This is a genomic window from Pedobacter sp. AW31-3R (assembly GCF_052180285.1).
Taxonomy (GTDB): domain Bacteria; phylum Bacteroidota; class Bacteroidia; order Sphingobacteriales; family Sphingobacteriaceae; genus Pedobacter.
The window spans coordinates 3,593,030-3,618,515 of sequence record NZ_CP197475.1 but is presented as its reverse complement, the minus strand read 5'-3'; the positions used below and the strand labels follow the sequence as shown (position 1 = coordinate 3,618,515).

20 protein-coding genes are annotated in these 25,486 nt (G+C 42.0%); 8 read left to right on the top strand and 12 right to left on the bottom strand.

The window, feature by feature from the left end; all coding sequences use genetic code 11:
* The first annotated feature begins 98 nt into the window (after positions 1 to 98).
* Positions 99 to 893, top strand: coding sequence for a HipA family kinase (locus ACSBL2_RS14935; RefSeq protein ID WP_442587336.1), 795 nt, complete (start codon positions 99 to 101; stop codon positions 891 to 893).
* Complete coding sequence (locus ACSBL2_RS14930) at positions 871 to 1,254, top strand: DUF3037 domain-containing protein (protein WP_442587335.1); 384 nt, start codon at positions 871 to 873, stop codon at positions 1,252 to 1,254. Before ACSBL2_RS14935 ends, ACSBL2_RS14930 begins: the two co-directional genes overlap by 23 nt.
* 182 nt (positions 1,255 to 1,436) lie before the next feature.
* On the opposite strand, the gene ACSBL2_RS14925 is transcribed toward ACSBL2_RS14930, so the two are convergent.
* From ACSBL2_RS14925 to ACSBL2_RS14895, 7 genes are all read right to left on the bottom strand, one after another.
* A complete protein-coding gene (locus ACSBL2_RS14925; RefSeq protein WP_442587334.1) occupies positions 1,437 to 2,309 on the bottom strand; it encodes a glycoside hydrolase family 16 protein in 873 nt (290 codons plus the stop codon).
* Between the two features lie 2 nt (positions 2,310 to 2,311).
* Positions 2,312 to 4,843: a family 20 glycosylhydrolase gene (locus ACSBL2_RS14920; protein ID WP_442587333.1), complete on the bottom strand. Its 2,532-nt coding sequence runs from the start codon at positions 4,841 to 4,843 to the stop codon at positions 2,312 to 2,314.
* Between the two features lie 106 nt (positions 4,844 to 4,949).
* Positions 4,950 to 6,137, bottom strand: coding sequence for a DUF5009 domain-containing protein (locus ACSBL2_RS14915; protein WP_442587332.1), 1,188 nt, complete (start codon positions 6,135 to 6,137; stop codon positions 4,950 to 4,952).
* 44 nt (positions 6,138 to 6,181) lie between these two features.
* A complete protein-coding gene (locus ACSBL2_RS14910; RefSeq protein WP_442587331.1) occupies positions 6,182 to 7,528 on the bottom strand; it encodes a glycosyl hydrolase family 18 protein in 1,347 nt (448 codons plus the stop codon).
* Positions 7,529 to 7,554: 26 nt separating this feature from the next.
* Positions 7,555 to 8,550 (bottom strand): glycosyl hydrolase family 18 protein, encoded by a 996-nt coding sequence (locus ACSBL2_RS14905; protein ID WP_442587330.1) that lies wholly within the window; start codon positions 8,548 to 8,550, stop codon positions 7,555 to 7,557.
* A 4-nt stretch (positions 8,551 to 8,554) separates the two neighbouring features.
* Positions 8,555 to 10,156, bottom strand: a complete 1,602-nt coding sequence (locus ACSBL2_RS14900; RefSeq protein WP_442587329.1) for a SusD/RagB family nutrient-binding outer membrane lipoprotein — start codon at positions 10,154 to 10,156, stop codon at positions 8,555 to 8,557.
* Complete coding sequence (locus ACSBL2_RS14895; protein WP_442587328.1) at positions 10,156 to 13,428, bottom strand: SusC/RagA family TonB-linked outer membrane protein; 3,273 nt, start codon at positions 13,426 to 13,428, stop codon at positions 10,156 to 10,158. Before ACSBL2_RS14895 ends, ACSBL2_RS14900 begins: the two co-directional genes overlap by 1 nt.
* Before the next feature lie 702 nt (positions 13,429 to 14,130).
* Between ACSBL2_RS14895 and ACSBL2_RS14890 the strand changes: the two genes are divergently transcribed.
* Positions 14,131 to 15,219 carry an ROK family protein gene (locus ACSBL2_RS14890; protein WP_442587327.1) on the top strand — a complete coding sequence of 363 codons (1,089 nt, stop codon included), beginning with the start codon at positions 14,131 to 14,133 and terminating at the stop codon, positions 15,217 to 15,219.
* Here the strand turns inward: ACSBL2_RS14890 and ACSBL2_RS14885 are convergent.
* Together ACSBL2_RS14885 and ACSBL2_RS14880 are read right to left on the bottom strand one after the other, a co-directional pair.
* Entirely contained in the window at positions 15,202 to 16,329 is a 1,128-nt protein-coding gene (locus tag ACSBL2_RS14885) for an acyltransferase family protein (protein ID WP_442587326.1), read from the bottom strand. The two genes, ACSBL2_RS14890 and ACSBL2_RS14885, sit on opposite strands and share 18 nt — an antisense overlap.
* A gap of 227 nt (positions 16,330 to 16,556) precedes the next feature.
* A complete protein-coding gene (locus ACSBL2_RS14880; RefSeq protein WP_442587325.1) occupies positions 16,557 to 16,907 on the bottom strand; it encodes a hypothetical protein in 351 nt (116 codons plus the stop codon).
* Positions 16,908 to 17,368: 461 nt separating this feature from the next.
* Here ACSBL2_RS14880 and bla point away from each other — a divergent pair, with 461 nt between their 5' ends.
* Positions 17,369 to 18,259: a class A beta-lactamase gene (bla, locus tag ACSBL2_RS14875; RefSeq protein WP_442587324.1), complete on the top strand. Its 891-nt coding sequence runs from the start codon at positions 17,369 to 17,371 to the stop codon at positions 18,257 to 18,259.
* A gap of 49 nt (positions 18,260 to 18,308) precedes the next feature.
* The gene (locus tag ACSBL2_RS14870) at positions 18,309 to 18,635 is read left to right on the top strand and encodes a hypothetical protein (protein WP_442587323.1); all 327 of its coding nucleotides are present in this window, start codon (positions 18,309 to 18,311) and stop codon (positions 18,633 to 18,635) included.
* Positions 18,636 to 18,660: 25 nt separating this feature from the next.
* Here the strand turns inward: ACSBL2_RS14870 and ACSBL2_RS14865 are convergent, their stop codons facing one another.
* The 3 genes from ACSBL2_RS14865 to ACSBL2_RS14855 form a co-directional block, all read right to left on the bottom strand.
* Positions 18,661 to 20,367, bottom strand: coding sequence for a GMC oxidoreductase (locus tag ACSBL2_RS14865; protein WP_442587322.1), 1,707 nt, complete (start codon positions 20,365 to 20,367; stop codon positions 18,661 to 18,663).
* A 10-nt stretch (positions 20,368 to 20,377) separates the two neighbouring features.
* Entirely contained in the window at positions 20,378 to 20,908 is a 531-nt protein-coding gene (locus ACSBL2_RS14860) for a gluconate 2-dehydrogenase subunit 3 family protein (RefSeq protein WP_442587321.1), read from the bottom strand.
* 317 nt (positions 20,909 to 21,225) lie between these two features.
* Positions 21,226 to 21,690 (bottom strand): Lrp/AsnC family transcriptional regulator, encoded by a 465-nt coding sequence (locus tag ACSBL2_RS14855; RefSeq protein ID WP_442587320.1) that lies wholly within the window; start codon positions 21,688 to 21,690, stop codon positions 21,226 to 21,228.
* Between the two features lie 201 nt (positions 21,691 to 21,891).
* On the opposite strand from ACSBL2_RS14855, the gene ACSBL2_RS14850 reads away from it, so the two are divergent.
* The 3 genes from ACSBL2_RS14850 (at position 21,892) to ACSBL2_RS14840 (ending at position 25,174) form a co-directional block, all read left to right on the top strand.
* A complete protein-coding gene (locus tag ACSBL2_RS14850) occupies positions 21,892 to 22,944 on the top strand; it encodes a PLP-dependent cysteine synthase family protein (RefSeq protein ID WP_442587319.1) in 1,053 nt (350 codons plus the stop codon).
* A 74-nt stretch (positions 22,945 to 23,018) separates the two neighbouring features.
* The gene (locus ACSBL2_RS14845) at positions 23,019 to 23,465 is read left to right on the top strand and encodes a protein-disulfide reductase DsbD domain-containing protein (protein ID WP_442587318.1); all 447 of its coding nucleotides are present in this window, start codon (positions 23,019 to 23,021) and stop codon (positions 23,463 to 23,465) included.
* Between the two features lie 8 nt (positions 23,466 to 23,473).
* Positions 23,474 to 25,174, top strand: coding sequence for a protein-disulfide reductase DsbD family protein (locus ACSBL2_RS14840; RefSeq protein WP_442587317.1), 1,701 nt, complete (start codon positions 23,474 to 23,476; stop codon positions 25,172 to 25,174).
* Positions 25,175 to 25,486 lie beyond the last annotated feature (312 nt).

Sequence of the window (25,486 nt, the reverse complement as noted above, 5' to 3'; positions counted from 1 at the left end):
TTGTAGAAAGTATAAAAGAAGAAACATTATAGCTTTTAATTTTATTATTTGTGCTTTCTTTGTCTAAAAATCAGGTAAGACCTGGAAAGTAAGATCAAATGAATAAAGACAAACTTGAACTGAGGACAGTCAATGTAACGCGATATGTCACGCCCCTTCGTGAAGGAGGTTCAATGCCGGCAATTGCGGAAGCAGATGACGATTTTTTATACGTATTAAAATTCAGGGGAGCCGGACAGGGAGTAAGGGCATTGATTTCGGAAATTATTGGTGGAGAAATTGCGCGTGCACTGGGATTGAAAATGCCGGAAATCGTGTTTGCAAATCTTGACCAAGCTTTTGGCCGTACAGAACCTGATGAAGAAATACAGGACTTATTAAAGGCAAGTGTCGGTTTGAATCTTGCCCTGCATTATTTGTCTGGCGCGATTACATACGACCCTACAGTAAACACCATTGAACCAAAACTGGCTTCAGAGATTGTTTGGCTTGATTGCCTACTGACGAATATGGACAGAACGCCAAGAAATACAAACATGCTGATGTGGCATAAAGAACTTTGGCTGATAGACCATGGGGCATCCTTGTATTTCCATCATTCCTGGCAGAACTGGGAGCAACAGGCCTGTCGTCCTTTTGTACTGATCAAAGACCATGTCTTATTGCCCCAGGCTTCTGAACTAGCAGCTGTAGATAAAGAATTCAGTGCAATTGTAAATAAGGAATTGATCCGTAGGGTGGTAGACCTAATTCCTGATGAGTGGTTAACAGGAGAATCTTTTGAATCTCCCGCTGAACACCGCGATGCTTATGCCCGCTTTTTAGAGATCAGGGTTGCCCATTCAGAAATTTTCGTTAAAGAAGCACAACATGCAAGAGAATCACTTATTTGAGTATGCTGTGATCCGTGTTGTGCCGAGGGTAGAACGGGAGGAATTTATGAATGTAGGAGTGATCCTTTATTGTGCGAGAAAGAAATTTTTGCAGGTGTCGTTTGTGGTGGATGAAATTAGGCTCAGTGCATTTTCCCGGCAATCAGATTTAAGTGAAATCATTTGTAACCTTGATGCGATTAAGCGGATTTGTACCGGTAAAAAGGATGGAGGGCCTATTGCGCAACTTGATCTTGCCTCACGTTTTCGCTGGCTTACAGCTACACGAAGTACTGTTGTTCAGTCATCTAAGGTGCACCCCGGTTTCTGTAAAGATCCTGAAGAGATGCTGGAGCGTTTGATTGCTGAACAAGTTTTATAAGTATGCTTAATTTTACCTTTTTCATGACCATTCCAAGATGAACACTGGTCCCTTAATTAAAGAAGGTGAAGAACAGAATGACGGAGCAATATTTAAAATTTATGATAGTCAATTGAATCTTCCTTGGCTGAGGAGATATCATATTAACTTTACCAGGGAAGATTGAGCTCGTGACAATTGAGTTAGTTGTTCTTCATTTTATAGTATCTCACATAATCCACTTCATAGGTTGCCGGAAAAATATCATTGTCAATTCCTTCCACACCACCCCAGTCTCCGCCAATTGCCAAATTCAGCAGGAGATAAAACTCCTTGTCGAATGGCCAGGATTCGAATCCCTTGTTCGTATTTTTATATTCCAGTAAGAGCTCATCATCAATATATCCCCGGATAGCCTCAGGTGTCCAGTCCAGTCGGTAGACATGAAAAGCCGTTATTGCAGTAGGAATAGTTTTAGATTTGTTGGCGACTAATTCTGCCTTATCCTTCGCATTTGCGGCTTTATTGTGTATGGTCATGTGCATTACATTAGGCTGATAACCCACATGTTCCATGATGTCAATCTCCCCGGAATTCGGCCAATATCCATAGGCATCGTTTGTCGATAACATCCATAATGCCGGCCATGTGCCTCTTCCCTGAGGAACTTTCAGTCGGGCCTCCACACGGCCGTATAAAAAACTTTGTTTACCTTTTGTCGTTATTTTCCCTGAGGTATATGTTTCTGGGCCTGCATTCTTCCGTATAGCAGTTATTTTCAACTTTCCATCTTCAACCTTTACATTTTCTTCCCGGTCGCTATAATACTGTTTTTCATGATTATACCAGCCACCGCCACCTCTATCGTATTTCCATTTGGCCTGATCAGGTATCCCTGTATACTCGAATTCTTCTGACCATGCCGGAGCGATTTCAAAGATATAAGGCCCTTTAGCGATATTTTGCACAGGTCTTTCCTGGCTTTTATCCGCTGCGGCCTGTTGGGAGCAGGCCGTAAATGTGACACTGCTTAAGAGCAAGGCCGATAAAAAATATTTCAAATGATATCGCTTCATAATTATAATTTGATAGTCCTACCGCCCCGGCCGGCCTGGTTGAACACCCTAAGGGATATATTTTTAACCGCAGTCATTCCATTTGCAAAGATTTTGCTGTTCTTTGTGGGTACAGTGCCGTCTGTGGTATAGCGGATGATGAACCCTGGGAACTGAACATTTGCTTTTAATTTATGTCCTGCCGAAATCAAGCCTGCAGTAGGAATACGGTAATTGAATCCTCCCGCATAGTGATCGAGCCTTGGTAATTCCCGTTCACCAATTATGGTTAAAAATGAAGACCAGGATTGTGGATACAAGGAGTTGCTTTTGGCCTCATCTTGCTCTTTAGCCCATTCTGGGTCGGCCGACCAGGCACGTTCAGCCAACCCAAGTATCTTGGGAAGCAAAAGGTATTCCATCTCCTTTTCATTGGTGATCACTTCGCTCCACAATGGTGCCTGCAGGCCAATAATGTTAGCTTTACCTTTTTCAGTTAAACGTTCTTTGTTAGCAAAATAAGCGGGTTTCAATATTTCTCCACGTTCGTTCTCCTTCTGGTTTTTATAATAATTGAATGGGATAAAATCAAATAGTTTATCAACATCCACATAACCTCCCCAGTACTGTCCATGCTCTTCATAACTTTTATTATAAGCCAGGTCCATGTACATATTGGTCACATTGGTGAGCACCACCTTATATCCGGCATTGGCCAGTTGATAAGCCAGGTCCTCATTGGGCGCTAAATTGTTCCATACATCGGTATGAAAGTTTTCATTTGCAAAACGCGGATCAAGCACCATGCTTTTTCTTCCGTTTACTTCCTTTTTCCGCAGGCCAATTTCTTCCCATCCCGATAAATAAAGCTGGTGCGATTTGAGGATGGCATTTACCTTTGCAAAATAGTAGTACCAGATCTCATCAACTGAAGTCACCGTAGTATCGTGTTTCAACAGCTCAGCCACAGCCGGGGACTTCTCCCATACACCAGCAGGCACTTCGTCCCCGCCAAAATGAATGGTCTTCAGCGGGGCTCCGGCTTCATTATACATTGATATCATCTCTGTGCTCAACTTTTCTATAAAATTATATACAGAGGGTAATGCCGGGTTAATCACATTGTCACTCCATCCCTGTACAGAGCGGTAGTCCGATTGATCCCGGAGATCGCGCAACAGGTATTGTTCGGCAGCCTTTTGATCCCCTTCTTTCGATAATCTTTCATAACGGGCATCCATCGCTTTAATGGCAGCCCTGGCATGACCAGGTGTTTCAAATTCCGGGATAACCGTAATATGTCTGGCTGTAGCATATTTTAACAGCTCGATATAATCGGCCCTTGTCAGGTAGCCACTGCCTGAACCCGTATTGGTTTCAGGGCCTGAGCCATAGGAAGGAATCAAATGATCTTTTTCTGTAAGCGTATGTCCTCTTTGCGCTGCCACAGTAGTCAGTTCCGGAAGTCCCGGAATTTCTATTCTCCATCCTTCATCGTCATTGAAATGCAGGTGAAGAACGTTTAACTTATATAATGATAAAAGATCGAGAATTTTAATGACCTGTTTTTTAGGCTGGAAATTGCGTGCTATATCCATCATAAATGCCCTGTGGCCAAAACGTGGGGCATCTTCGATTTCCAGGCCTGTCAGGGAAATGGAAGATTGGGTTGCCGACCATGATTTTGCCGGGAACAGTGATTTTAGTGACTGAATACCATAAAATATACCTGCATTACCGGATGCACTAATGATGATCTGGTCGTTGCTAACCTGCAACTGGTAAGCTTCTGCACCTTTAAGATTTGTTTTTCGAAGTAGGATGACATTTTTACTTTCCGAAATTCCGGTAACAGGTTTAACCCCAAATACAGTTTTCAATTCCTCTGCCAGATAGCCAGCCTCCTGGTTAAATAAAGGGTCAGCAATAATTTTCACTTCCTTTGTCAGGGTAAAACGGGAATTGTTCTTCTTATAACCTGAGGGGCTGGGAAAGACGGGGGGCAAATCCTGCGGCGCAACTTTTACAATAGATTTGTTTTTGTTAAAAATCTGTGCAGCCAGTGTTTTTTCTGCAGCGCTGTAATTTATAACTGATTTCGCTTCATAATCGATGGCTTTTCCTTTTTCCGGCTGTTCATCAAACGCGATATAAAATCCTTTTGGGAAATCCGTTACGTCTTTCAGGTTTCGGGACAAAACCTCCATGGTCACTGAACCTTTTGGAGGAAGGGTTTTAAAGGAAGAAGTCGGGGAAAGTTTGAAAAAATCACCATTAATTAACTCCATATCAAATACAGCGGTTTTCTTGTCCAATGGTTTCGGGTCTGCGGCATTAAAGTATATGACCCATGCAGGGGAGAGGGGTACATTATTGCTATTGGTCAAGGTCATGCGTGACCTTGCGGTACCAGTATTTTTGTAATTGTTTTCCAGCAGTTCCCAGCTGATTTTTATTTTTCCTGCATCCATATCCGATACTTTCTGGGAGAAAGAAGAAAAGGTGATCAGGGAGAGCATTAGGGTACACCTGAATTTAATAACTAATGATTTCATCTATTTATTTTTGTGGTCAAAAGCGATCTTTAAGTATTAGAAAACATATTCAGCACCTGATGCAGGAATAGTTTTTTGATCAAAGATTCATATGAATATAACAATTTTAGATCTTTAAGCGAATGTTCTTTTTCTCCATTAAACCGGTAAGGGTGACAATCAACAGTGCATAAATAAAAGATTTACCCAATCCTACATATCCAGTTCTCAAAAATAGGGGCAATTGTATCCCGACAAGGCCAATAATCGCGTAGTGGACATATGGGATCAGGTAACTGGTTAATGTGCTTGTGCCTGCCGGCTTCACTATTTTATACCAGCCCGTGATCTGCTTTACATCAGTGATATAGACTGTAAACAGAAAACTTAACACCCCGATGCCTGAGCAGATTGTTGTCCATGATGGGGTAGCCCTGATCTTGGATATGCCCCACAAAGGGCGCGTCACCATACCACATGCGATCAGTATAAAGGCAAAGCCAAACAGGAGGATCCAGAATTTTTTATGGTTTGCACCAAGGTTTTTATACGCTAAAGAAGTAAGTACTCCTGCCATGCTAAAGGTCGGCATCGCACCTTCACCGGCAAACCAGATATATTCCTTCAGGAAAGCTACAGGTGCAAGCCAGCCCAAAAAAGAGGCCGAGCAGATGAAAATAAAAAACACCATGGCAACAACCTGAACCATTACTTTCCCATTGGAGAAAAGAAAAATACAGGAAGATACAAAATATGCCCAGCCAATTAATCCAAGAATACCCCACCAGTGAATACCCAGTGCAGTAATGCCTGTGGCTTCATTGCTTTCATATAGGAAGGCAAGTGTAATAAGCAGGGAAATTCCTAAACCTTTAAGTACTTTCACCAACAGGGTTTCCGGCTTTTTATAAGCCATCCATACCAGGAAGAATGCAATGACCAGAAGAATGGTATACACAGAACGGTGTATAGGTGCATCTTCTCCGTAAACCTCTGTATTGACCAGAAATAGTCCCATAATGAGCAGGGCTGTTGTTCTGGAGACAATATGCAGGAATATTTTTGTGGTGCTGTTCCCTTTTTTCCTGCTGTTCAGGATCGCAAAAGGAATGGATAATCCTACGATAAATAAAAAAGCCGGAAAGACAATATCTGCAAGTCCCATTCCATCCGTTTCGGCAGACACATGCTCAAGCCATAAAGGGATTTCCTTTAAACTCCACAGGTCATTTACAAAAATCATTAAGACCATAATGGATGCCCTAAAGGCATCTATAGAAATCAGTCTGGAAACAGGAACTGCAGATATTGACATAACGATCAGGTAAAAAATAGCTGTTTGATGAGGAATACGTTGAATTATTTGAGGAATGAATGTATGGTACTGGTTAAAGATCCGGTGCCAGCCATGTCATAATCTCCGGCCCAGAGGTAACCGCCCTTGAATCCATTATCCCTGATGTATTGTGCTTTTTGTGAAATCAGTGGAACCCCATTATAATATACACCTTCGGCAATTCCGGCTGCATATTCCTTTTCCGGTGCAGCAGCATCCAGTGCTACTATAGCCTTGTAGCTCAGGTAATCATAAGATCCCCAGCTTAGGTTATTGCCATTGGCATCGATAGCGGTGTAACGTACTCCAAACGCGGGCATGCCTATGACCAGCTTATTCGCCGGGATACCTTTGTTTAACCATATGGCGGCACAGTCAACCAGATAACTGTAGGTAGAACCCTGCGCTCTGGGGGCACCTGGACCTACGTTCGTTCCGATTTCAAATGCGTGCACATTTAACCAGTCGGCCGCGGAAAGATCTCCATATTCCCAATGCATATAATTTGTGGTCACTGTAGCCGTCACTAGGGAACCTGTCGGCAATGCGGCTTTAAGTGCAGCGATAAACGGAGTTACCGCCCTGGCATGGGAAGCTGATGCGTCATAACTGTCATTGCTTAGGTCAGTCATCATGATATCTACACCATCAAATTTATGGGCAATTACGTGTGCAGCAATCAATCCTGCCAAAGTCGTTCTGCCTTCAGCAGTCAGGATGGCTGTACCAAAATCGGTACTGTTGTATAAAGACCATCCGTCAACCCCTGATAATCTGCCGGATACACCCAATAATACAGGTACGCCATTGATATGGCCGCGTGCAACAATTTCGTCGCCATTCTGCGCCTGGATGCTCTTTGAAAAATCTACTGAAGAAGAGGAAATAACCCTGGCTCCATTGAAAGCCACATGGGTAACTTCTGCCCAGTTTACTGCGGCCGCTTTTCCTTCTTCCGAAAGATAACTCATGGCTACATTCGTGTAGGTCTTTGGGGTATAGCTTTCCGGACTAACGAGGATTTTAGATAAACGCGTAGAGGTTTGACCGTTATAAGTTGCTGTTAATTTCAGCTGATATTCCCCACCTGTAGTAGGGGTAAACGTATATGCGGTGTCGGTGGATACTTCCACATCGTTCACCGTCCATACAATTTTTGATTTCTCGAATGGTTTTGGTGAAAATGTGAGGCCAGTATAGATGGCTGATTGCCCCTGGTTGATGATTCTTGAGGGTGCGGTAAACACACCGGAATTGTCAATGATTCTGGGATGAAAATTATCATCCGTCATCATGTCTTCTCCATTCTTACATGCGCCGGAAAAGGTTAGCAGTAAGGCAGCGTATATGAGGTAAGTAAATTTCTTCATGATGTTTAATTTAACATGTAAATAATCTATTGATTGGCTTCATGGATCACTTTCAGCAGTGAATTGGTACCTGTGCCATCGCCAATGAGTTGCCATATCATCATTCCTCCGGCTTTCCTGCTCTTCGCAAGTTTTATCTTTTTCCTGAGGGTGGGAATACCATTGTAATAGATAGTCCCTTTACCTTCAACTTTCCATTCATCCTGCTGCTCAGCGCCCGGATAGGTAGCAACGATCGATGCAAAAGTCCAGTCGGACAGGATATCAGGGCCGAAGCCGTAACCATAAAAAGGTACGCCAAGGGAAAGTTTCTCGGCAGGGATAGCACGGGTTTTGTTCCAGTAATCAAAGTCGGCTACCGCTGCTTCGTAGGTAGAGTGGGGGCCTGGATTGTCTTTGTTCCAGGGACCTGTCTGGTCATACGACATGATATGCACCATATCATATAAAACAAGTGCCTTGTCGGAAACTTTAGGCCCTGTCCAGGTGGCTACTGCTGCTGTCATTAACTTTTGGTGTTGTTTCAGTGCTGCGGATAACTGCAGTACAAAAGGCTCATAGGTTTCATCGATGTAGTCGTTTTCGATATCTACATCCACACCATCAAAGTTGTGCGCGATTGCAAAGTTGGTTAAGGCAGTCACCAGCAGGTTCCGTTTGGCTGGTTGCAGCAGATCTTTGATATGGGGTGGCGGAACGCCACCAGCAAAGGAAAAAAACACCTTCACATTTTTATCGTGGGCCCGTTTCACCGCTGCAGCCAATCCTGTAGGTATAGTAATTTTACCATTGATATCTGGATTGATAAAGGCAATGTTTAAGTCGGTAATCTTTTCGAAATCTATTTTAGCAGATTCCACATCCAGGTCACCTGAGCTGAACATATAACCGATTACCCTTAATTTAGCAGCGCTTCTAATCCCCCCCGGTTCATTTGCCTGTGGTCCGTTACCCGGTTTACTGCAGCAGACCAGTGAAAAAAATAGGGGACAGAGTGTCAATAAAATTCTTAAAGTTCTCATATTCTTATAATTTATCCCACCAAACCCTGCCATTCCAGCTGTCCGTACCGCCTAAAGCAGGTAACACAGTCAAATAATTTTCCCGGTTCTGTTCCTGTTCTGAAAATGGATATTCAAAACGGCGTGGAATGGTCAGGCTTTCCGACGTTTCAGAAACACCCACTGCTGGTACCAATGCCGGAAATCCGGATCTTCTCCAGTTGGCATAAGCTTCCGGGCCGTTTAGCAATAAGGTAATCCACAATTGTTTATTGATCAGTTCTATTTCTCTGCCAGGCAGCAATGCATTCTGGGTGATAAAATTGTTCATCTCAGCCGACGTCATCGTTGGACCGCCAGGAAAAAGACTCAATTGCAGGCAGGCTGCTTCTATACCTTTTGCATAATGTGACGCGGCACTTTCTCCAAAGCTGGCACCAAATCGTACTGTGGCTTCAGCAAGTAACAATTCCACTTCCGAATAAGTCTGGTGTAAAAATGGGGCATTAAACCGTATAAGGAAACTGGCCAATTGTACTTTCTGGTCATTGTTACTTGCAGAAATCACCCCTTTACCGGGAACGGTGATAGACACTGCAGGCAAATAAGGCTCATCCCAGATATAACTTCCCGGTGCAATGCCTACATAACCTGCCAGGGGAACCAGCTGGTCGGTAATGTCTGTGCGATTTTGGGGGGTAGCGCTTGATTCATCGATATAATACCTGGCAATGTATTTTAATCTCGGATCGTTTGTATCGCGCAACTGGGCAATAAACGGAGTCGTAAAACGACTTGGTGTGGCACCTCCGTTAAAGAATGAAGCGGATACCGCATTACCTTTTATATTTCCCCTTCCTACTTCTTCATAAGGGTTCTGGATATCTTCATGATTGGTTTTGCAGATATCACTATTGCTGGTGAAAACACCGGCGTTGTATGCTTTTTGTGCTTCTGCCTGTGCTTTTGCAGGATTCACCTTAACCAGCCTCATGGCCAGTCGCAAATGCAGGGAGTTGGCGAATTTTTTCCAGAGGGTAATATCTCCATTGTAAAATATATCACCGGCAACAACGTCTTTTCCTGCATCAAGCTGTGCAGTTGCAGCTGTTAATTCTGCAAAGAAACTGTCATAAATAGCTTCCTGAGTATCAAATTTAGCTTTGATGCCCAAACCGGCCTCGGAATAGGGGATATCACCATATAAATCTGTCATTCTTGCAAAGCTGTACACCTTAACAATCCGGCATACAGCATTCAGGTTCGTTTTATTCTCGACACCATCAGTTCTCTTCACTGCATCAATAATGTTCACCAGATCATTGGGATAGGCTTCTTCCCACAACACGCCCATAAAATTGGGATTATTGAAGTAAGTACTTCCCCATCGGTTACTATAGGAACCGGTAATATGTTGTACCAAAGGCATGGTCATCATGAAACTTACCCTTTCATTGGTATTCAGGTCGCCCGAGAACCGGAGTTGTGTATTGGTAAGTTGTATAGACGGATCCATATTGGATGACCTTGTAGGATCTACGTTTGTATCACCGAATTTTTTGCAGGAGCTTGCCAGAAGCAGCGAAGCCACAGCAGCAACGGATAATTTATATATAAATCGTTTCATTAGAATCTAAAATTAAGGTTAAAGCCAAAACTGCGTCTTCCCGGTAAGGAGCCATATTCGATACCCTGGCCGTTACCGTTACTGTAGTTGGAATCGGGATCCACATTGGGTACATTTTTGTAAATGATGAAAGGGTTTCTGGCAACTACAGCTACCTGCACATCCCTGATTCCCCATTTCGTTGTCAACGCTCTGGGTAGGCGGTAGCTTAACGTAAGCTGGCGCATCTTGATGTAGGAAGCATCATAGATAAACGGTGTACCTACGGAATTGGAGATATCATTCAAAGCTCCCCAGTAAATGGAAGGATCTACTGCCCTGGTATTCTCGGTGTATACAGGATTTCCATCAGCATCAGTGCCGGTTTGAATTACGCCTTTGGGTACCAGCCCCCTTACATTACCAGAAGCTTCCCATTGCGCAGGCGTCTGTCCAGCAGCAAGTCTTGATTCTTCTGATTCAATCCATTCTGCCCTGCCTTCTAAAGTGGTTACCGATGAGCCATTTGCAGCGGCGAAATAGTTGGTCAGCGACAGGAGGTCTGCACCCCATTTAACGTCTACAATTGCCTCCAGTGTGAAGTTTTTGTAAGTCATGGAACTGGTTAAGCCCCCTGTCCAGTCATAAATCCCTTTCCCGAGAACCTTACGGTCAGTGCTCAGCAGCGGCTGTAGGTCAGTAGAACTCAGGATAATATTTCCATTCGGATCACGCTGATAATCATAGCCCAGCAGAGAGCCATAATCTTCGCCAGGCATCGCAATAACGGAAACGCCCATCCATCTGGCATCAGATAAAGTGAGATAAGGGGTTCCTGCAGCCAAGGATTCGACTACATTTTTGTTCCTGGCAAAGGAGATACCCAGTTCCCAGTTAAACGATTTAGTAGCAATCGGTGTAGAATTGAAAGCAACCTCCACGCCCTTATTGGATATGGTACCCGCATTTGTAATCAGGGTTTTATATCCGGAGCTCAGCGCTGTTGGAACAATATTCAGCTGATCTTTGGATTTGGAATTGTAATAGGTCACATCAAGTCCGACCCTGTTGTTGAAAAATTTCAGTTCTGTCCCAAACTCATAGGAATTGGTACGTGTTGCTTTTAAATCCTCACTATACCTCACTTCAGTAGATAAGCCCCCCGTGGTCAATCCACCAAAGGAAAGGGCATTGCTTTTATAATAAGGTAAAGTCAGGTAAGGATTCGTATCAGAGGCTACACCGGCAACAGATGCACGGAATTTACCGAATGACAGTACCTTTTTGTCTATTTTAAATGCATCAGTAAATACAAAGCTACCATTTAATGAAGGGAACAGCTCACTGTTATTATTCACTGGTAAAGTCGAGAAAATATCATTACGCAAGGTCGCGTCAATGTATAACCAGCCTTTGTAACTGGCTGTAATTAACCCGTAATAGGAATTTATACTTCTTTTACTGGCAAGAGGAAGCACAGATTGTGTAGTATAGCTGGTTGGTATGGCCACATCAGTCACTGTTTGATTGGTAAATTGCATGGCATTACCATCCATCTGGTTCCGGGTGATACTTGAACCCAAACGCAAAGATAAATTGATGTCCGGTGTAATCTGCTTTTGTGCAGTCAATAATGCATCGGCCTCTATCGTTCCGTATTTGCTGTTGTTCTGATCCAATGTTCCCGTCAATGCACCAGGAGTAGTACGTGGACTATATTTTTCAAAGTTTACCTGTGTCTGGTCTGCAGAAGCTCTTCCCTGGAAAGTCAGCCAGCTTAGGATAGTGTAATTCAACTGCAATGAAGCAAGCAAACGATCTTTTTGCGTATCGTTTCTCATCTCATTGATCACCCAATACGGGTTCAGGCGATATTGGTTGCCATTATTCCAGTCCAGGTAGGTGCCGTCTGCATTTTTGTATTCATTGGCAAAACGCGACTGGTCGACTGTATTGGCTAAAGAAAGGAAACTGAGACCAATATTTGTCGGGTCATCTGCCAGTGCAGGGCGGTTTTTGACTTTTTCATTCATGTAAAAAGCCCTGGCTTCCAGTGTTATTTTTTCGCCGAATTTAGAACTTCCACTGAAAGTAAAGGAGTTTCTGGTGATCCCGCTTTCGGGAATGATATCACGATTGCTGAGGTTGGAAGCAGAGAACCTGAAGTTAGATTTGTCCGTTGAGTTGGTAAAGGACAGTGTATTGGTAAAGGTAGCGCCTGTTCTGAAGAAACCGTCAATATTGTTTTTTACATAAGCGTAAGGAACACGTGCGCCGGTACCGGTAATCACGGTGAGGTCAGGGTCAATACGTGCACCAAAACTTCTGGTGAGTGTATTGTAATCCTGAATGGCTAAGGTATTCAGTTTTTGGTTTGTTCCTTGTCCATATAAGGACTGATAACCGTCATAACTCGTTAGCTGGTCTTCAATGGAAGAGGTACTGTTAAACTCAATGCCCAATTCACTGTTCTTTGTGCCTTTTTTTGTGGTAATGAGAATTACCCCGTTTCCTGCCCTGGAGCCATACAGCGCAGAAGCAGAGGCGCCTTTGAGTACGCTGATCTTATCAATGTCATCGGGGTTAATGGCAGAGATTGCATCCCCCATATCTACACCGGAGGCGTACATGCCACCTCCCGTACCACCATAGTTGGAATTGTCTATTGGAATACCATCCACCACATACAGGGGTTGGTTGTTTCCGGTGACCATGGTACTCCCGCGGATCACCACCCTTGATGCACCTGATGGACCACCGGCAGTACCCGTAATCACCAGTCCCGGAACTTTACCGGCAAGGGAGTTGATCACATTCGTTTCCCTTGCTTTATTCAGGCCGGATCCGTCAACTTCAGAAACGGCATAACCCAGGGAGCGTTGTTCCCTTTTGATACCTAGCGCAGTAACAACCGTATTTTCCAGCATGGTTATTTTTTCCTTCAGGACCACCGTAATGCTGGCCTGCTGGTTCGCTACAATGATTTTCTCTTCAAAGCCAATCATGCGGAATTTAATGATATCGCCTTTATCGGCAACAATACTAAATTCCCCTTTTTCATTTGTAGTCGCTGAGGTATTCTGCTTCGTGTTGGTAATCACTACTCCGGGCAGGGGGGCGCCATTTTCATCTTTGATCACTCCTGTTAAAGTGAAAGACTTTAGGGTCATTAAAGACATAGAAGAAGTTGTCGCGGCCTGGGAAGGTCTAATCACCGTACAGGTTAAAAATACACACAAAACCGTTTTAGCAGAAAGGCCATAAAAGCGGTAGTAAAGTAGATTTTTTTTCATTTTGTTTTGGTTTAGTTGATTATTTGAGGGCAGTAATTTTTATATTTTATACAGTAATAAAATCAGTATAGGTTATTTTATAAGATTGTGGTCAGAAATCTTAATTTATAGCAACCATGCAAAACAAAACAAAAGCGGGTATTTGGTAACGCTTACCAAACTTAATAAAATAAGTTTGAAACTTTCAAAAAAAATTAAAAAGAATTTGTGTGTTCTTGAAATATTATTTAAGTTAGAGTGGTATTAGAATTTGGAGTAATGGAATTGAATGATCAGAATGAATATCAGATAAATTGACATCGCCTGTTTTTTTTTCTTCCTGATTCATATTCAGTAAGTTGTGGACTGGTTGTGCGTTACCAATGGTTATTGCTGCTGAGAATGGCAGGGCAGAAATCTTAAAGAATGTTAAAATCTTGCTCTTATGCCGTTTTAATGTGGAAAATAATTATGGTATGAGTAGTTTTACAGCATCATTAACAAATGCGTTACCCTTAATTTTCTCTTTGCTTATCCCACAGTTCATATTTCCGGAGACCGGTACATTTAAAATATTTAAATTCAACAGCAGTGTTCAATACAAATAAAAAAAACTCGAAGTTATATCATGAAATTATCCGCCAGATGTATTATGGTAAAATCATGTCCTGCGCAGAGTTAAGTTTACATATAGATAAAAGCATCCCTTTAATCACAAAAGCATTGAACCATTTAATAGACATGGGCTTTGTGACAGAACAGGGCTATGCACCTTCAAGTGGCGGAAGAAGGCCATTAATGTATGCCCTGAAAGCCGACAGGTTATATATGATTACCGTGGCCATGGATCAGTTGTCTACCCGTATTGTTACGGTTGATGTGGTGAATAATTATGTCACCCCTGTGGATGTTCTGGAGTTGAAATTGTTGAATAATCCAGATTCATTGCAAAGTCTTACAACGCTTATTGCTGATCATATTGAAAGTAATGAGCTTGACAAAGAAAAAATCATTGGAATAGGCATAGGGATGCCAGGTTTTGTCAGTATAAAAGAAGGGGTGAACCATACTTATCTTCCGGCAGGGGATAAAAGTCTGACCCAATATATTACTGATGAGATTGGTTTGCCGGTTTTCATAGATAATGATTCCAGTCTGATTGCTTTATCAGAGCTTAAATTTGGTGCTGCAAGGGCAATAAATGAAGCTACAATGGTGATCAACTTAGGTTGGGGTATAGGGTTAGGCATGATCATAGACGGTAAGTTGTTCCGAGGTGCCACAGGTTATGCAGGTGAGTTGAGCCATATCCCCATTATAGAGGACGGTAAAATTTGTTCCTGTGGAAAACAGGGCTGTCTGGAGGCTGAAGCTTCTCTGCTTGCCGTAGCTGAAAAGGCACTGGAAGGCATAAAGAATGGACGAAGATCAAGTTTCCAGCATTTTGTGGCAGAATCGAAACTGGAGGCAGCAGATGCCTTGATGGATGCTGCTGTGATGGGCGACCAGTTTGCCGTGGAGGTACTCTCTGAAGCGGCCTACCAGATTGGACGTGCCTTATCTATCCTGATCCATATTATGAATCCCAAAGCTATCGTGATCAGTGGCAGAGGAGTGAAGATCGGGAAAATTATGGCTGCTCCAATCCAGCAGGCTTTAAATAAATACTGTATCCCACGTCTTGCCAATGAAATGGACCTGATTATATCTGAAATTGGTTTCGATGCAGAACTTATCGGTGCTGCAATTCTCGTCATGGAAAATTTCAATGATTATAAGGAGGAAACAGTCGACTCAGCCAGCACGTTTTAGCCTCATTTTTACTTTTAACATGTCCATGATATTGGCCTTATCTTTTAATAGCAAAATTGGTTTTTCAATACAGTGATAGGATAGGTTTGCAGTGATAAAAATCAAACACAACACAAGTGGAAGAGAAAAGTTTTTATAGGTATCAGGAGTAATAAAAATTTCCTGCCAGAGATACAGGCTGTAGGAAAGCAATCCGATATAGTTGACTACTTTAAGATTGAGAAACCGGTACCAGTAATTCCGGATGTTTATGGAATAGACAATGATGAATGCGATCAATATGTTTACCAGCAAGCCCTTATCTCCGCATAAGGCGTTGAGTACCGGAAGTACGGTTTTACGCAGGAAGACCTGTGCCGATCCCTGGTCGGACTGGGAAACCAGGTGATACACATATACTTCGGAAAATAGGAAGACAGCCAGTAATGGGAAGGCAAGGCGTACCAGTCTGTGATGGGCAATTACCCACACCGATATCTTTTTATATTTAATCGCAGTCAGGCATCCAATGAGGAGGGCATCCCCACTACTTAAAATGGTTTTGCTATAAGGAAAAGAAGGATAATCATAATTTATCAGTCTCAGCAGGGGGAATAATAAAATTGCGGCATACAGGTAAACCAGATTTCCTCTTTTAAAAAACAGGATAAATAACAATGGCCATAAAAGGTAGAATATCTCCTCTACAGAAAGTGACCATAAATGCGTGATTTCAATAGGTGTATCTTTAATAAATTGAGTGGTATAGGTGAGTATGGCAGCCCAGTGCAGGTGGCTGAGGTGTAGGTACCCTGCCGATTGCAGCATAAAATAGATGGCCATGAGCATGTAATATGCAGGGAATATTCGCAGTGACCTTCTCAGATAAAAAGATCTCAAAGAGATACTTCCCTGACGCTCGTTTTCCCTGATCAGCAGGGAGGTGATCAGAAAACCACTGATGACAAAAAATACACCTACTCCCAGGCCCCCATTGTATAAAATGACATCAAGTACTTTATTAATTGCTGTCCTTGGAATAAAATGGTTAAGGAATAAATGATCGCCAATGACAATTAAAATACAAATGGCTCTCAATCCGTTGAGACTGGGAATAGTTTGATTTTTCATGATGATTATTTTTTCTGTATTCTTAAAATTGATTCAGGAATTAGAAGAAATGATCATCTGGTAAGGTGAGGCATTAATCAGTTTTTCTAAATCTTATATCTGTACTTTAATTTAGTCATACTTAATGAGATTATTCGAAAGATCTGATACTTGTATCGTAGGTGTGAAATTTTAGGAAGAGAATGCCCGCAGGAACAACTGCGGGCAGGCCAGCAAAAAGTGATTGTTTAATTGTGGTCTTTTAACAATAGGATTTCATTTTTAACTACACTCACCCTGATGAAAGTCTCTACAATCTGGAGCATCTCTGTCACATCCTCTAAAGTGGTTATATTGAGCAGGTGATTGATGACATGGTCATAGTCTTTCCTGAATTCTTTTGTGAGCTGGTGAATCACCTGTTCTGCATCTCCACCTGATAATCCGATTTTTGTTCTGATGTTTTCATTGTAACCCATGAAGGCCATGGTTTGTAATTTGGAATTTTCCGTACCAAACCGGGAATGTCCGTCATCCAGCCAGGTGACAATTGAACTGAATTCAGCCTTTTCTATTCTTTTAGTCTTGATTTTATACATTTCTCTAAATCTTATATAAATTTTTCGCCTTGTTCTGATGTGGGGTCCTGAATAGTGCAATAGATAGCAGATGGGGAAGTAACGCGTGTCTTAAATTGTAGCATTTTTTGCACATCTTAATTTTCTTTCTTTGCTTTGTTCTTATTCTCGTTACAGGGTTCTATCTGTTTATCATCAATACGTTATGCCTGAGGGGAAAGTCATGTTCTAATCCTGTTATAATACCAATGGCGATTACTTATAAATCAAATTAAGTGCCTTTTTTCTCAAAATGGAAGATCCTCTTCAAATCAGGTGTTTGTGCCTCATCTCCTCGTATTTATACGCTCAATTTTTATACTGGGCTGCCACCATTTTCTGCCATTTTATGCATAGCGGTATGGAAGCAAAAACGTTGGTGAAATGAAGGTTTTATCGGAGATATTTACTAATTTATCTGCCTTATTCAAGACATGAACTAGATGATGACCTCTAAAATGACCCTGTGGGTGTGCCTGATATTTTTTTTAAGCAAACATTCATTTGCACAAGACATTTCCCTGCGTGAGGAGATCATCCGTATTTCAGGACATGCCAAGGGTACTGTTGGTGTGGCATTGATGAACCTGGAAACAGGAGATACACTGAGTTATAACGGCCAATCCTGGATGGGAATGCAGAGTGTATTGAAATTTCCACTGGCAGTGACAGTACTTCGGCTGATCGATCAGGGTAAATATCATTTGGAACAGCCCATTCCTATCCTTAAGTCCGATTTGCCAGAAAACTACAGTCCGCTGCGGGATAAATATCCGGAAGGCCATAGCGGGTTGCCAATCAGTACATTGCTCAGTTATGTTGTTTCCTTGAGTGACAATGATGTTTGCGATATCCTACTGGATAAAGTGACCAGCAAAAAGGAGGTGGAGCAATTGATGCACCAGTTGGGGATCAAGGGATTTGAGCTGCGTGCCACGGAAAGTGAAATGCTGGCTAACTGGAATGCACAATTCAGCAACAGGGCCAGGCCCCTGGATTTATTGAAGCTACTTGAAATGACCTATAGCGGAAATGTACTTTCAGCTAAGGGAAAAGAGTTCTTGTGGAAGATCATGGAGGAGACTTCCACTACACCACAACGCATGAAGGGGATGTTGCCTCCCGGTACTCCTGTAGGACATAAATCAGGGACTTCAGCGACCGATAAAAAAGGAATCTCTCCTTCAACAAATGATATTGGGATGATCACTTTGCCGAACGGACAGCACCTCGCCCTGGTGGTACTACTCTTCAATTCTGCTGCCGACAAGCAGACAAGGGATAATGTAATTGCAAGAATTGCAAGGGCTTGCTATGATCACTATCAAAAATAATGATTTACATACCTTTTAGCAACGATATTTTGATTACTTTAGTGTTATTATGAATTTTAATAAAGAGAAGGCGAGACTTGAAAATTTACTGATCCCGATTGCTGGTGTAGAAATATATAATGAAGAGAATTATAGCTTAGTGAACGAAGCCTATCTGGAATACTCCAAAGTAATCCGGTTATTGTTTAATAACAGACCAAATGTCTTCGGAAATTTATACAATTATGATCTAAAGACCATAAAGGATAATAAGCAATTTATTAAGAAGAGTTTCACTGAAGAGGCCCAGCAGACCAATTTTATCGTTTTTAAAGATTCCATAGTCCATGCGGTGGAAAGAACATTAGAATATATTTCTGAATATGTTCTTTCCTGATGTATTCTGCTGGAGAGAGCCTTCCTTAAATGTCTAACATTTTTACCGCATAGTCTACAGCCCTGGCAGTAAGTGCCATATAGGTGAGTGAAGGGTTTTGTGTAGAGGTGGAGGTCATACAGGCTCCATCTGTGACGAATACATTTTTACAGGCATGCAACTGGTTCCATTTATTGAGCAGGGATGTTTCAGGGTTATTGCCCATCCTGACACCGCCCATTTCGTGAATGTCCAATCCCGGTGCCTGATCAGATATGTTTGGTGTAATTTTTTTGAAGCCAGCCTCCCTGAACATTTCCGTGAGCTGCTCAATATAATCCTTTTTCATCAGGGCATCATTTTCATCATAATCTACCGAGACATTCAGCAGGGGTACACCCCATGCATCTTTCTGGTCTTTGCTTAAATTCACAAAGTTACTTTCCTTTGGAATCGTTTCTCCCATCATATGGGAACTCACTATCCATGGGCTTAGACTGGCATTCAGTAAGTTGCTTTTCAGGGAGGCCCCAATACTTGTTTGGTCCCTTTCCAGGTAACGGCTGGCCCCAAATCCCGCTGCATAGCCCCTTTTAAAATTTGTTTCCTGTTTGAATACATTCCTGAATCGGGGAATGTAACCGCCGCCTGCAGGATTTCTTCCGTCAGTGGTAAACTGCTTGAATCCGTCATATTCGGCGCTTATCCTAGCGCTGTAATTATGGAATGCCACATATTTACCCAGCAGGCCATGGTCATTCCCCAGGCCATGCGGGAATCTTTTGGACGTGGAATTCAGCAGGATCAGATTGGTGTTCAATGCACCGGCATTGACAAAAACTATTTTTGCATAGAATTCTATAATTTCTTTCGTTTTTGCATCGGCAATCCTTACCCCGGTGACTTTTCCTTTGGCATCGTCATAAATCACAGATTGTACCACGGAGAATGGTCTGAGGGTGAGTTTTCCTGTTTTTGCGGCCCATGGAATGGTAGAAGCGTTACTGCTGAAATATCCACCGAAAGGACATCCCCGCTGGCAAAGTGTCCTGTTCTGGCATTGCCCCCGTCCCTGATCAAAATGGATCTGTTTCGGCTTCGATAAATGGGCGCATCTGGCACTGATGACATGCCTGTTGCTGAACTTGTTCTTCATGACCCCCTTGAAATAATCTTCTACAGCATTTAGCGGGTATCCGGGAAGGAATTCCCCGTCGGGCAGCACTGCCAATCCATCGCTGTTCCCTGCTATCCCGGCAAATTTCTCTACATAGCTGTACCATGGTGCGATATCCTTGTAACGGATCGGCCAGTCCACGGCGAAATCGTCCCTTGCCGGTCCTTCAAAATCAAAATCACTCCAGCGCTGGGTCTGCCTTGCCCATAACAATGATTTTCCTCCTACCTGGTAACCCCGGATCCAGTCGAAAGGTTTTTCCTGCAGGTAGGGGTGTTCATGGTCTTTCACCATAAAGTGCATGGCATCTTCTTTAAAGGCATAACAGCGGCTGACAATTGGGTTTTCCTTTTTGATATCTAGTGTCAGTTCTCCACGGTGCTCAAATTCATAAGGGAACTTATTGGTAGTGGGATAATCTTTTAGGTGCTGTACATCCTGACCCCTTTCCAATACCAGCGTTTTAAATCCTTTTTCTGTAAATTCTTTTGCTGCCCAACCGCCACTTATTCCTGATCCGATAATGATCACATCATAGGTATTAACTTTCGCTGCATCTATATTTAGATTTGACATTCTTTTCTTTTTAAGCTGTTTTAACAGGATAATAACCATTATACCGGCCTGGGACCAGTTCATAGATGACCAGGTTGGTCATGACATATTTTGAATTCAGATAGCCCTTTATTGTTTGCTCTTTCCATATCCGGTAAAATAAAGTAAGAGCGGAGTCCGTTTTTGTACTGGTGTTTATTCCGCTCAGTACTTCCAGGCGTTGTTGCGGATTAAGTTTTTCGAACGAAGTAGAAAACCTATTCCGGACAAGCTTGCTGAATTCCTTCAGGCCTTCCATAAACTGGTCCTGCTCGGCTACTTCATAGCAGTCGTCCAGCATTTTGAGTGCAAACAAATGCAGCTTAAGTTCTTTGGCGCCGGGGGTATCGGTAGCCGGAATAATTGTCTCTGCAATTTCAGCCAGTAAATTCTCCTGATCCAGGTCAATGCTGATCTTCTTTAACAGAATCGTAGATTTTCCTGTTTGTCGTAAACAGGAGGGAAGCAGTACCATACCTCCAGCCATAATCAGTACCTGTTTAATCACTAAACGTCTTTCCATTATTTTTTTTATTAAGATGTAGCCTGATTAAGCCATAAATTCACCTTGTCCTGAAAGGGAGCGGTAAGAAATTTCTATATTCATTAAGAATTGCATCATTGCGCTGTATTTGGAATTCGCTTAGTTAATATTTGGTTTCATGTATCTATACTTTGTATTAAAAGTACTGTATGACTAATTTAACCAAATAATTGTGAATATAGAATTTTGGAAGATAGAAATTTATTTGGGTACAAAACAGGATTGGCTGATTTCCTTTTTCAAAATCACCCAATCCTGTTTAGGCTTACTTTACTGAAATGTTAGATTTTTAAATCCTATAAAGGATAAGCAGTCTCACTCTTGGTCTCAGAAAGTACAAAAAAGCTTTGTACGGTGCTGATGTTGTTTAATGTGGCCAATTTATTTCTTAAAAACAAATGATAAGTGTCCATATCACTGGTAGCAATACGTAAAATAAAGTCGAATGCACCCGTCATTTGAAAACATTCCATGACTTCACTGAATTTCGCGACTTCATTTTCAAATTGTATCAGTGTCTCTGCAGTATGTTCTTTCAAAAGAACCTGTGAAAATGCGATAAGGCTTTTATTGATCTTTTTTCTGTCCAAAATAGCCACAATTCTTTTGATGTATCCTTGTTCTTTTAATTTTTTTATCCTTTCATGAACTGTTGCAATAGATTTATTGAGTTTAAAAGCGAGCTCTTTGTTGGTTAAGGTCGCATCTTTCTGCAAAAGTGCTAAAATTTCCCTGTCTGTTGGGTCTAAATCGGTCAGCATTCGGATAGGTTTATAGATGATGAAATGAAAAAAGTTTGGGTAAGGCTTACAAATTACTGGTGAAAATGGAAATAATATCATTTAAAAGCAAATTTTCCATAAAATTTATGGAATTACATCAATTCATTGCTAATTAAAGTTGTTATATACAATTTTACCGAATAATCAGACACTAGGTTTGAGGAGATTAAGTTAAGGAATATGTCAATCGATCTAAAAGAAGCAACCTGTTTAACTGCAGGACTTGAAAGTAAATTTGAACACTTATGGCATTTGGTAGGTAACACACCAATGTTACAGTTGCATTACAAATACAAGGGTAATGCGGGAAAATTATACGTAAAGTGTGAGCATTATAACCTGACGGGGAGTATCAAGGATAGGATTGCATTATTTACTTTATTTAATGCCTACAAAGAATGCAGGATCAAGCCAGGTGACGAAATCATTGAGGCTACCAGCGGAAATACAGGGATTGCCTTTGCTGCGATCGGTAAGGCCATGGGCCACCCGGTAAAAATCATTATGCCGAACTGGCTGAGTAAGGAAAGAATTGATATCATCAAAAGTCTTGGCGCGGAAGTGGTGCTGATCAGCAAGGAAGATGGCGGCTTTTTAGGAAGTATTAAATTGGCGGAGCAGCTGGCTGCAGAAAATCCAAATACATTTTTACCACGTCAGTTCGAAAATTGTGACAATGCAAATGCGCATGAGCAAAGTACGGGAGTAGAGATTTGGGAGCAACTGAAGTTGAATAACCTTGTCCCTGATGCCTTTATTGCCGGTGTGGGTACAGGTGGTACCATTATGGGGACAGGAAGATATTTAAAATCGAAAAATCCCGCCATCAAAGTTCACCCACTGGAGCCTGCGGAATCACCAACGTTGACTACTGGCTATAAAGTAGGAAGCCACAGGATTCAGGGTATATCGGATGAATTTATTCCGGAGATTGTAAAACTGGATCAACTGGATGCCGTTATACAAGCCAATGATGGAGATGCGATCCTGATGGCCCAGAAGCTGGCAAGTCAGCTGGGCTTGGCCGTGGGTATTTCTTCTGGTGCAAATGTTATCGGAGCCATTAAATTACAGCAGGAACTAGGTCTGGACAGTTGTGTAGTGACAGTATTCTCAGACAGTAATAAAAAATACCTAAGCACCGACCTGATGAAAGAAGAGCCGGTGAAAGAGGGTTACCTGACTCCGGATACTGAATTTATCGATTACCACCCAATCAGCCGTTTAAAATAAAACACAAATCAAACCATATAGCTGAAGTTAATCCTGGTTAGCTTCAGCGAAATCAAACAACAAACCGTAAACCAATGAAAAAATTACTTCTAGGTATCGCTGTTTCCATGTTCAGCATGGCAGCGCACAGTCAGATCCTGAAACCAGTTAACTGGAGTTATGCCGCAAAAAGAACCAGTAAAACTGAAGCTACTGTTTTTATCAAAGCAACAATAGATGCAGGATGGCACTTGTATTCACAAAATGTAAAGGATGGCGGGCCTGTTAAAACCACTTTTACTTTTCCGGCCAACAGTGCATATACGGTAGTTGGAAAAACTATTGAACCGAAAGCGATTACCAGATATGAGGATACCTTTAAAATGGAAGTTAGCTTTTTTGAAAAAACAGCTGTATTCCAACAAAAAGTAAAGCTTAAAGGTAAAACTGCAGTGGTAAAAGGAACAGTGGAATTCATGACCTGCGATGATAAACAATGTCTTCCTCCTGAAGAAATCAGTTTTAGTATTCCTGTAAAATAATTAGTATAATGAACTTAAGAGGGGTTAAGACAGGTCTTAAAATGTGGGCTTTTGTGATGCTGATGCTGATTTTCTCGGGAAATCTCAGTTTTGCGCAAACGGCCGATACTTTATCTGCTGAGGGAATTGAATTTACGGAAATCACTGATGCACCTGAAGATACAGTTGTGGCAGCTAGTGTTTTAAAAGATTCGTCTTCAATAGATTCTTCACAGCAGGTCAAAGCGAAAGACAATGCTGTTAAAACAATTGATAAGCAGGAAGCGCAACAATCATTATGGGGCATCTTTATCACAGGGTTTGTCGGTGGACTTGCCGCCTTGTTGATGCCTTGTATATTTCCTATGTTGCCCTTAACGGTTAGTTTTTTTACCAAGGGGAATGAAAAAGGAAAAGCATTTAGCAGAGCAGCCTTATATGGATTTTTCATCATTCTGATCTATGTAGTGTTGGGACTACTGGTGACGGTTTTGTTCGGCGCAGATGCATTGAACAGTTTATCTACAAATGGAGTGTTCAACTTCCTGTTTTTTCTGTTGTTGGTTGCTTTTGCGACGTCTTTCTTGGGCGCTTTTGAAATTACCCTTCCTTCTTCATGGGTAAATAAGATGGATGCCAATTCGGATAAGGGGGGGATTGCCGGACTGTTTTTTATGGCAGGAACACTGGCCTTGGTTTCTTTTTCCTGTACCGGACCGATTATAGGTACCTTATTGGTGCAGGCTGCAACCAGTGGTGCTTTACTGGGGCCTGCTATAGGGATGTTTGGATTTTCCTTTGCACTGGCTATTCCATTTGCGCTGTTTGCCCTTTTTCCTTCGGCATTAAGTGCTTTGCCAAAGTCTGGTGGATGGTTAAACAGTGTGAAAGTTGTACTGGGTTTCCTGGAGCTTGCCTTTGCTCTTAAGTTTTTGAGTAACGTGGATCTGGCTTACCATTGGGAATGGTTTGACAGGGAGATTTTCCTGGTGTTATGGATTATTATCTTTGCACTGATGGGACTCTATTTATTGGGTAAACTCAAGTTTGCACATGACAGTGATCTCCAGTTTATCTCTGTTCCCCGCCTGATGATGGCCATTGTCGTATTGTCATTTTCAGTATACATGATTCCGGGATTATGGGGTGCCCCATTGAAGTCAATTTCTGCTTTCCTGCCTCCGCAGCAAACACAGGACTTTGATTTGTACACCCCTTCATTGCTCGGTGGTGGTGGAAGTGCCCCTGTTGCAACACATGCTTCCGGTCCGCATAAATATGCTGATATTTTTCATGCCGCTTTAAACCTGGATACTTTCTTTGATTATGATGAAGGGATAGCCTATGCAAAAAAGGTAAATAAGCCGGTGATGATTGATTTCACAGGCCATGCCTGTGTGAATTGCCGGAAGATGGAAGCAAACGTATGGCCCGACAAAGAGGTGTATAAACTCATCAGCCAGGATTATGTACTTATCCAGCTATACGTTGACGATAAAACAGAGGTTGCGCCTGAAGATGTGGTCACCAATGCAAAAGGTAAGGTTTTAAATACGATAGGTAAAAAATGGAGTGATTTACAGGCTTCGAAGTTTCAGGCCAATTCGCAACCATTTTATGTACTGCTGGATCCCAAAACGGAACAGCCACTGGTACAACCACAAGGAGCGGATTATGAAGTGTCCAATTATGTGACATTTTTAAATAGTGGGCTTAAAGCCTACAAATAAGAGTTTTACCCTAGCTGGTGGATGCCATAAGGTAAAAATAGGTAGTTAATAGTTAATAAAAAAAGGTCGGCAAATTTTGTCGGCCTTTTTTTATAGTGCTTCGCCGCATTTTTTCTGGACCACCTGCGCATTCAATATCACATGGTAAAAACTAAAGCTAAACTTCTGATGGTGCTTTTAAAAGAACCTTCTCTGCGTACGCTTGGTTACACGTGTGTTTGGTCTTTTTAGTTCTGCCAATTTGTCAAATTCAATATTTCATTTATTTTCAATGTGTTGTAATTCAGTATTTTTGTGTATTTTATATAAAGT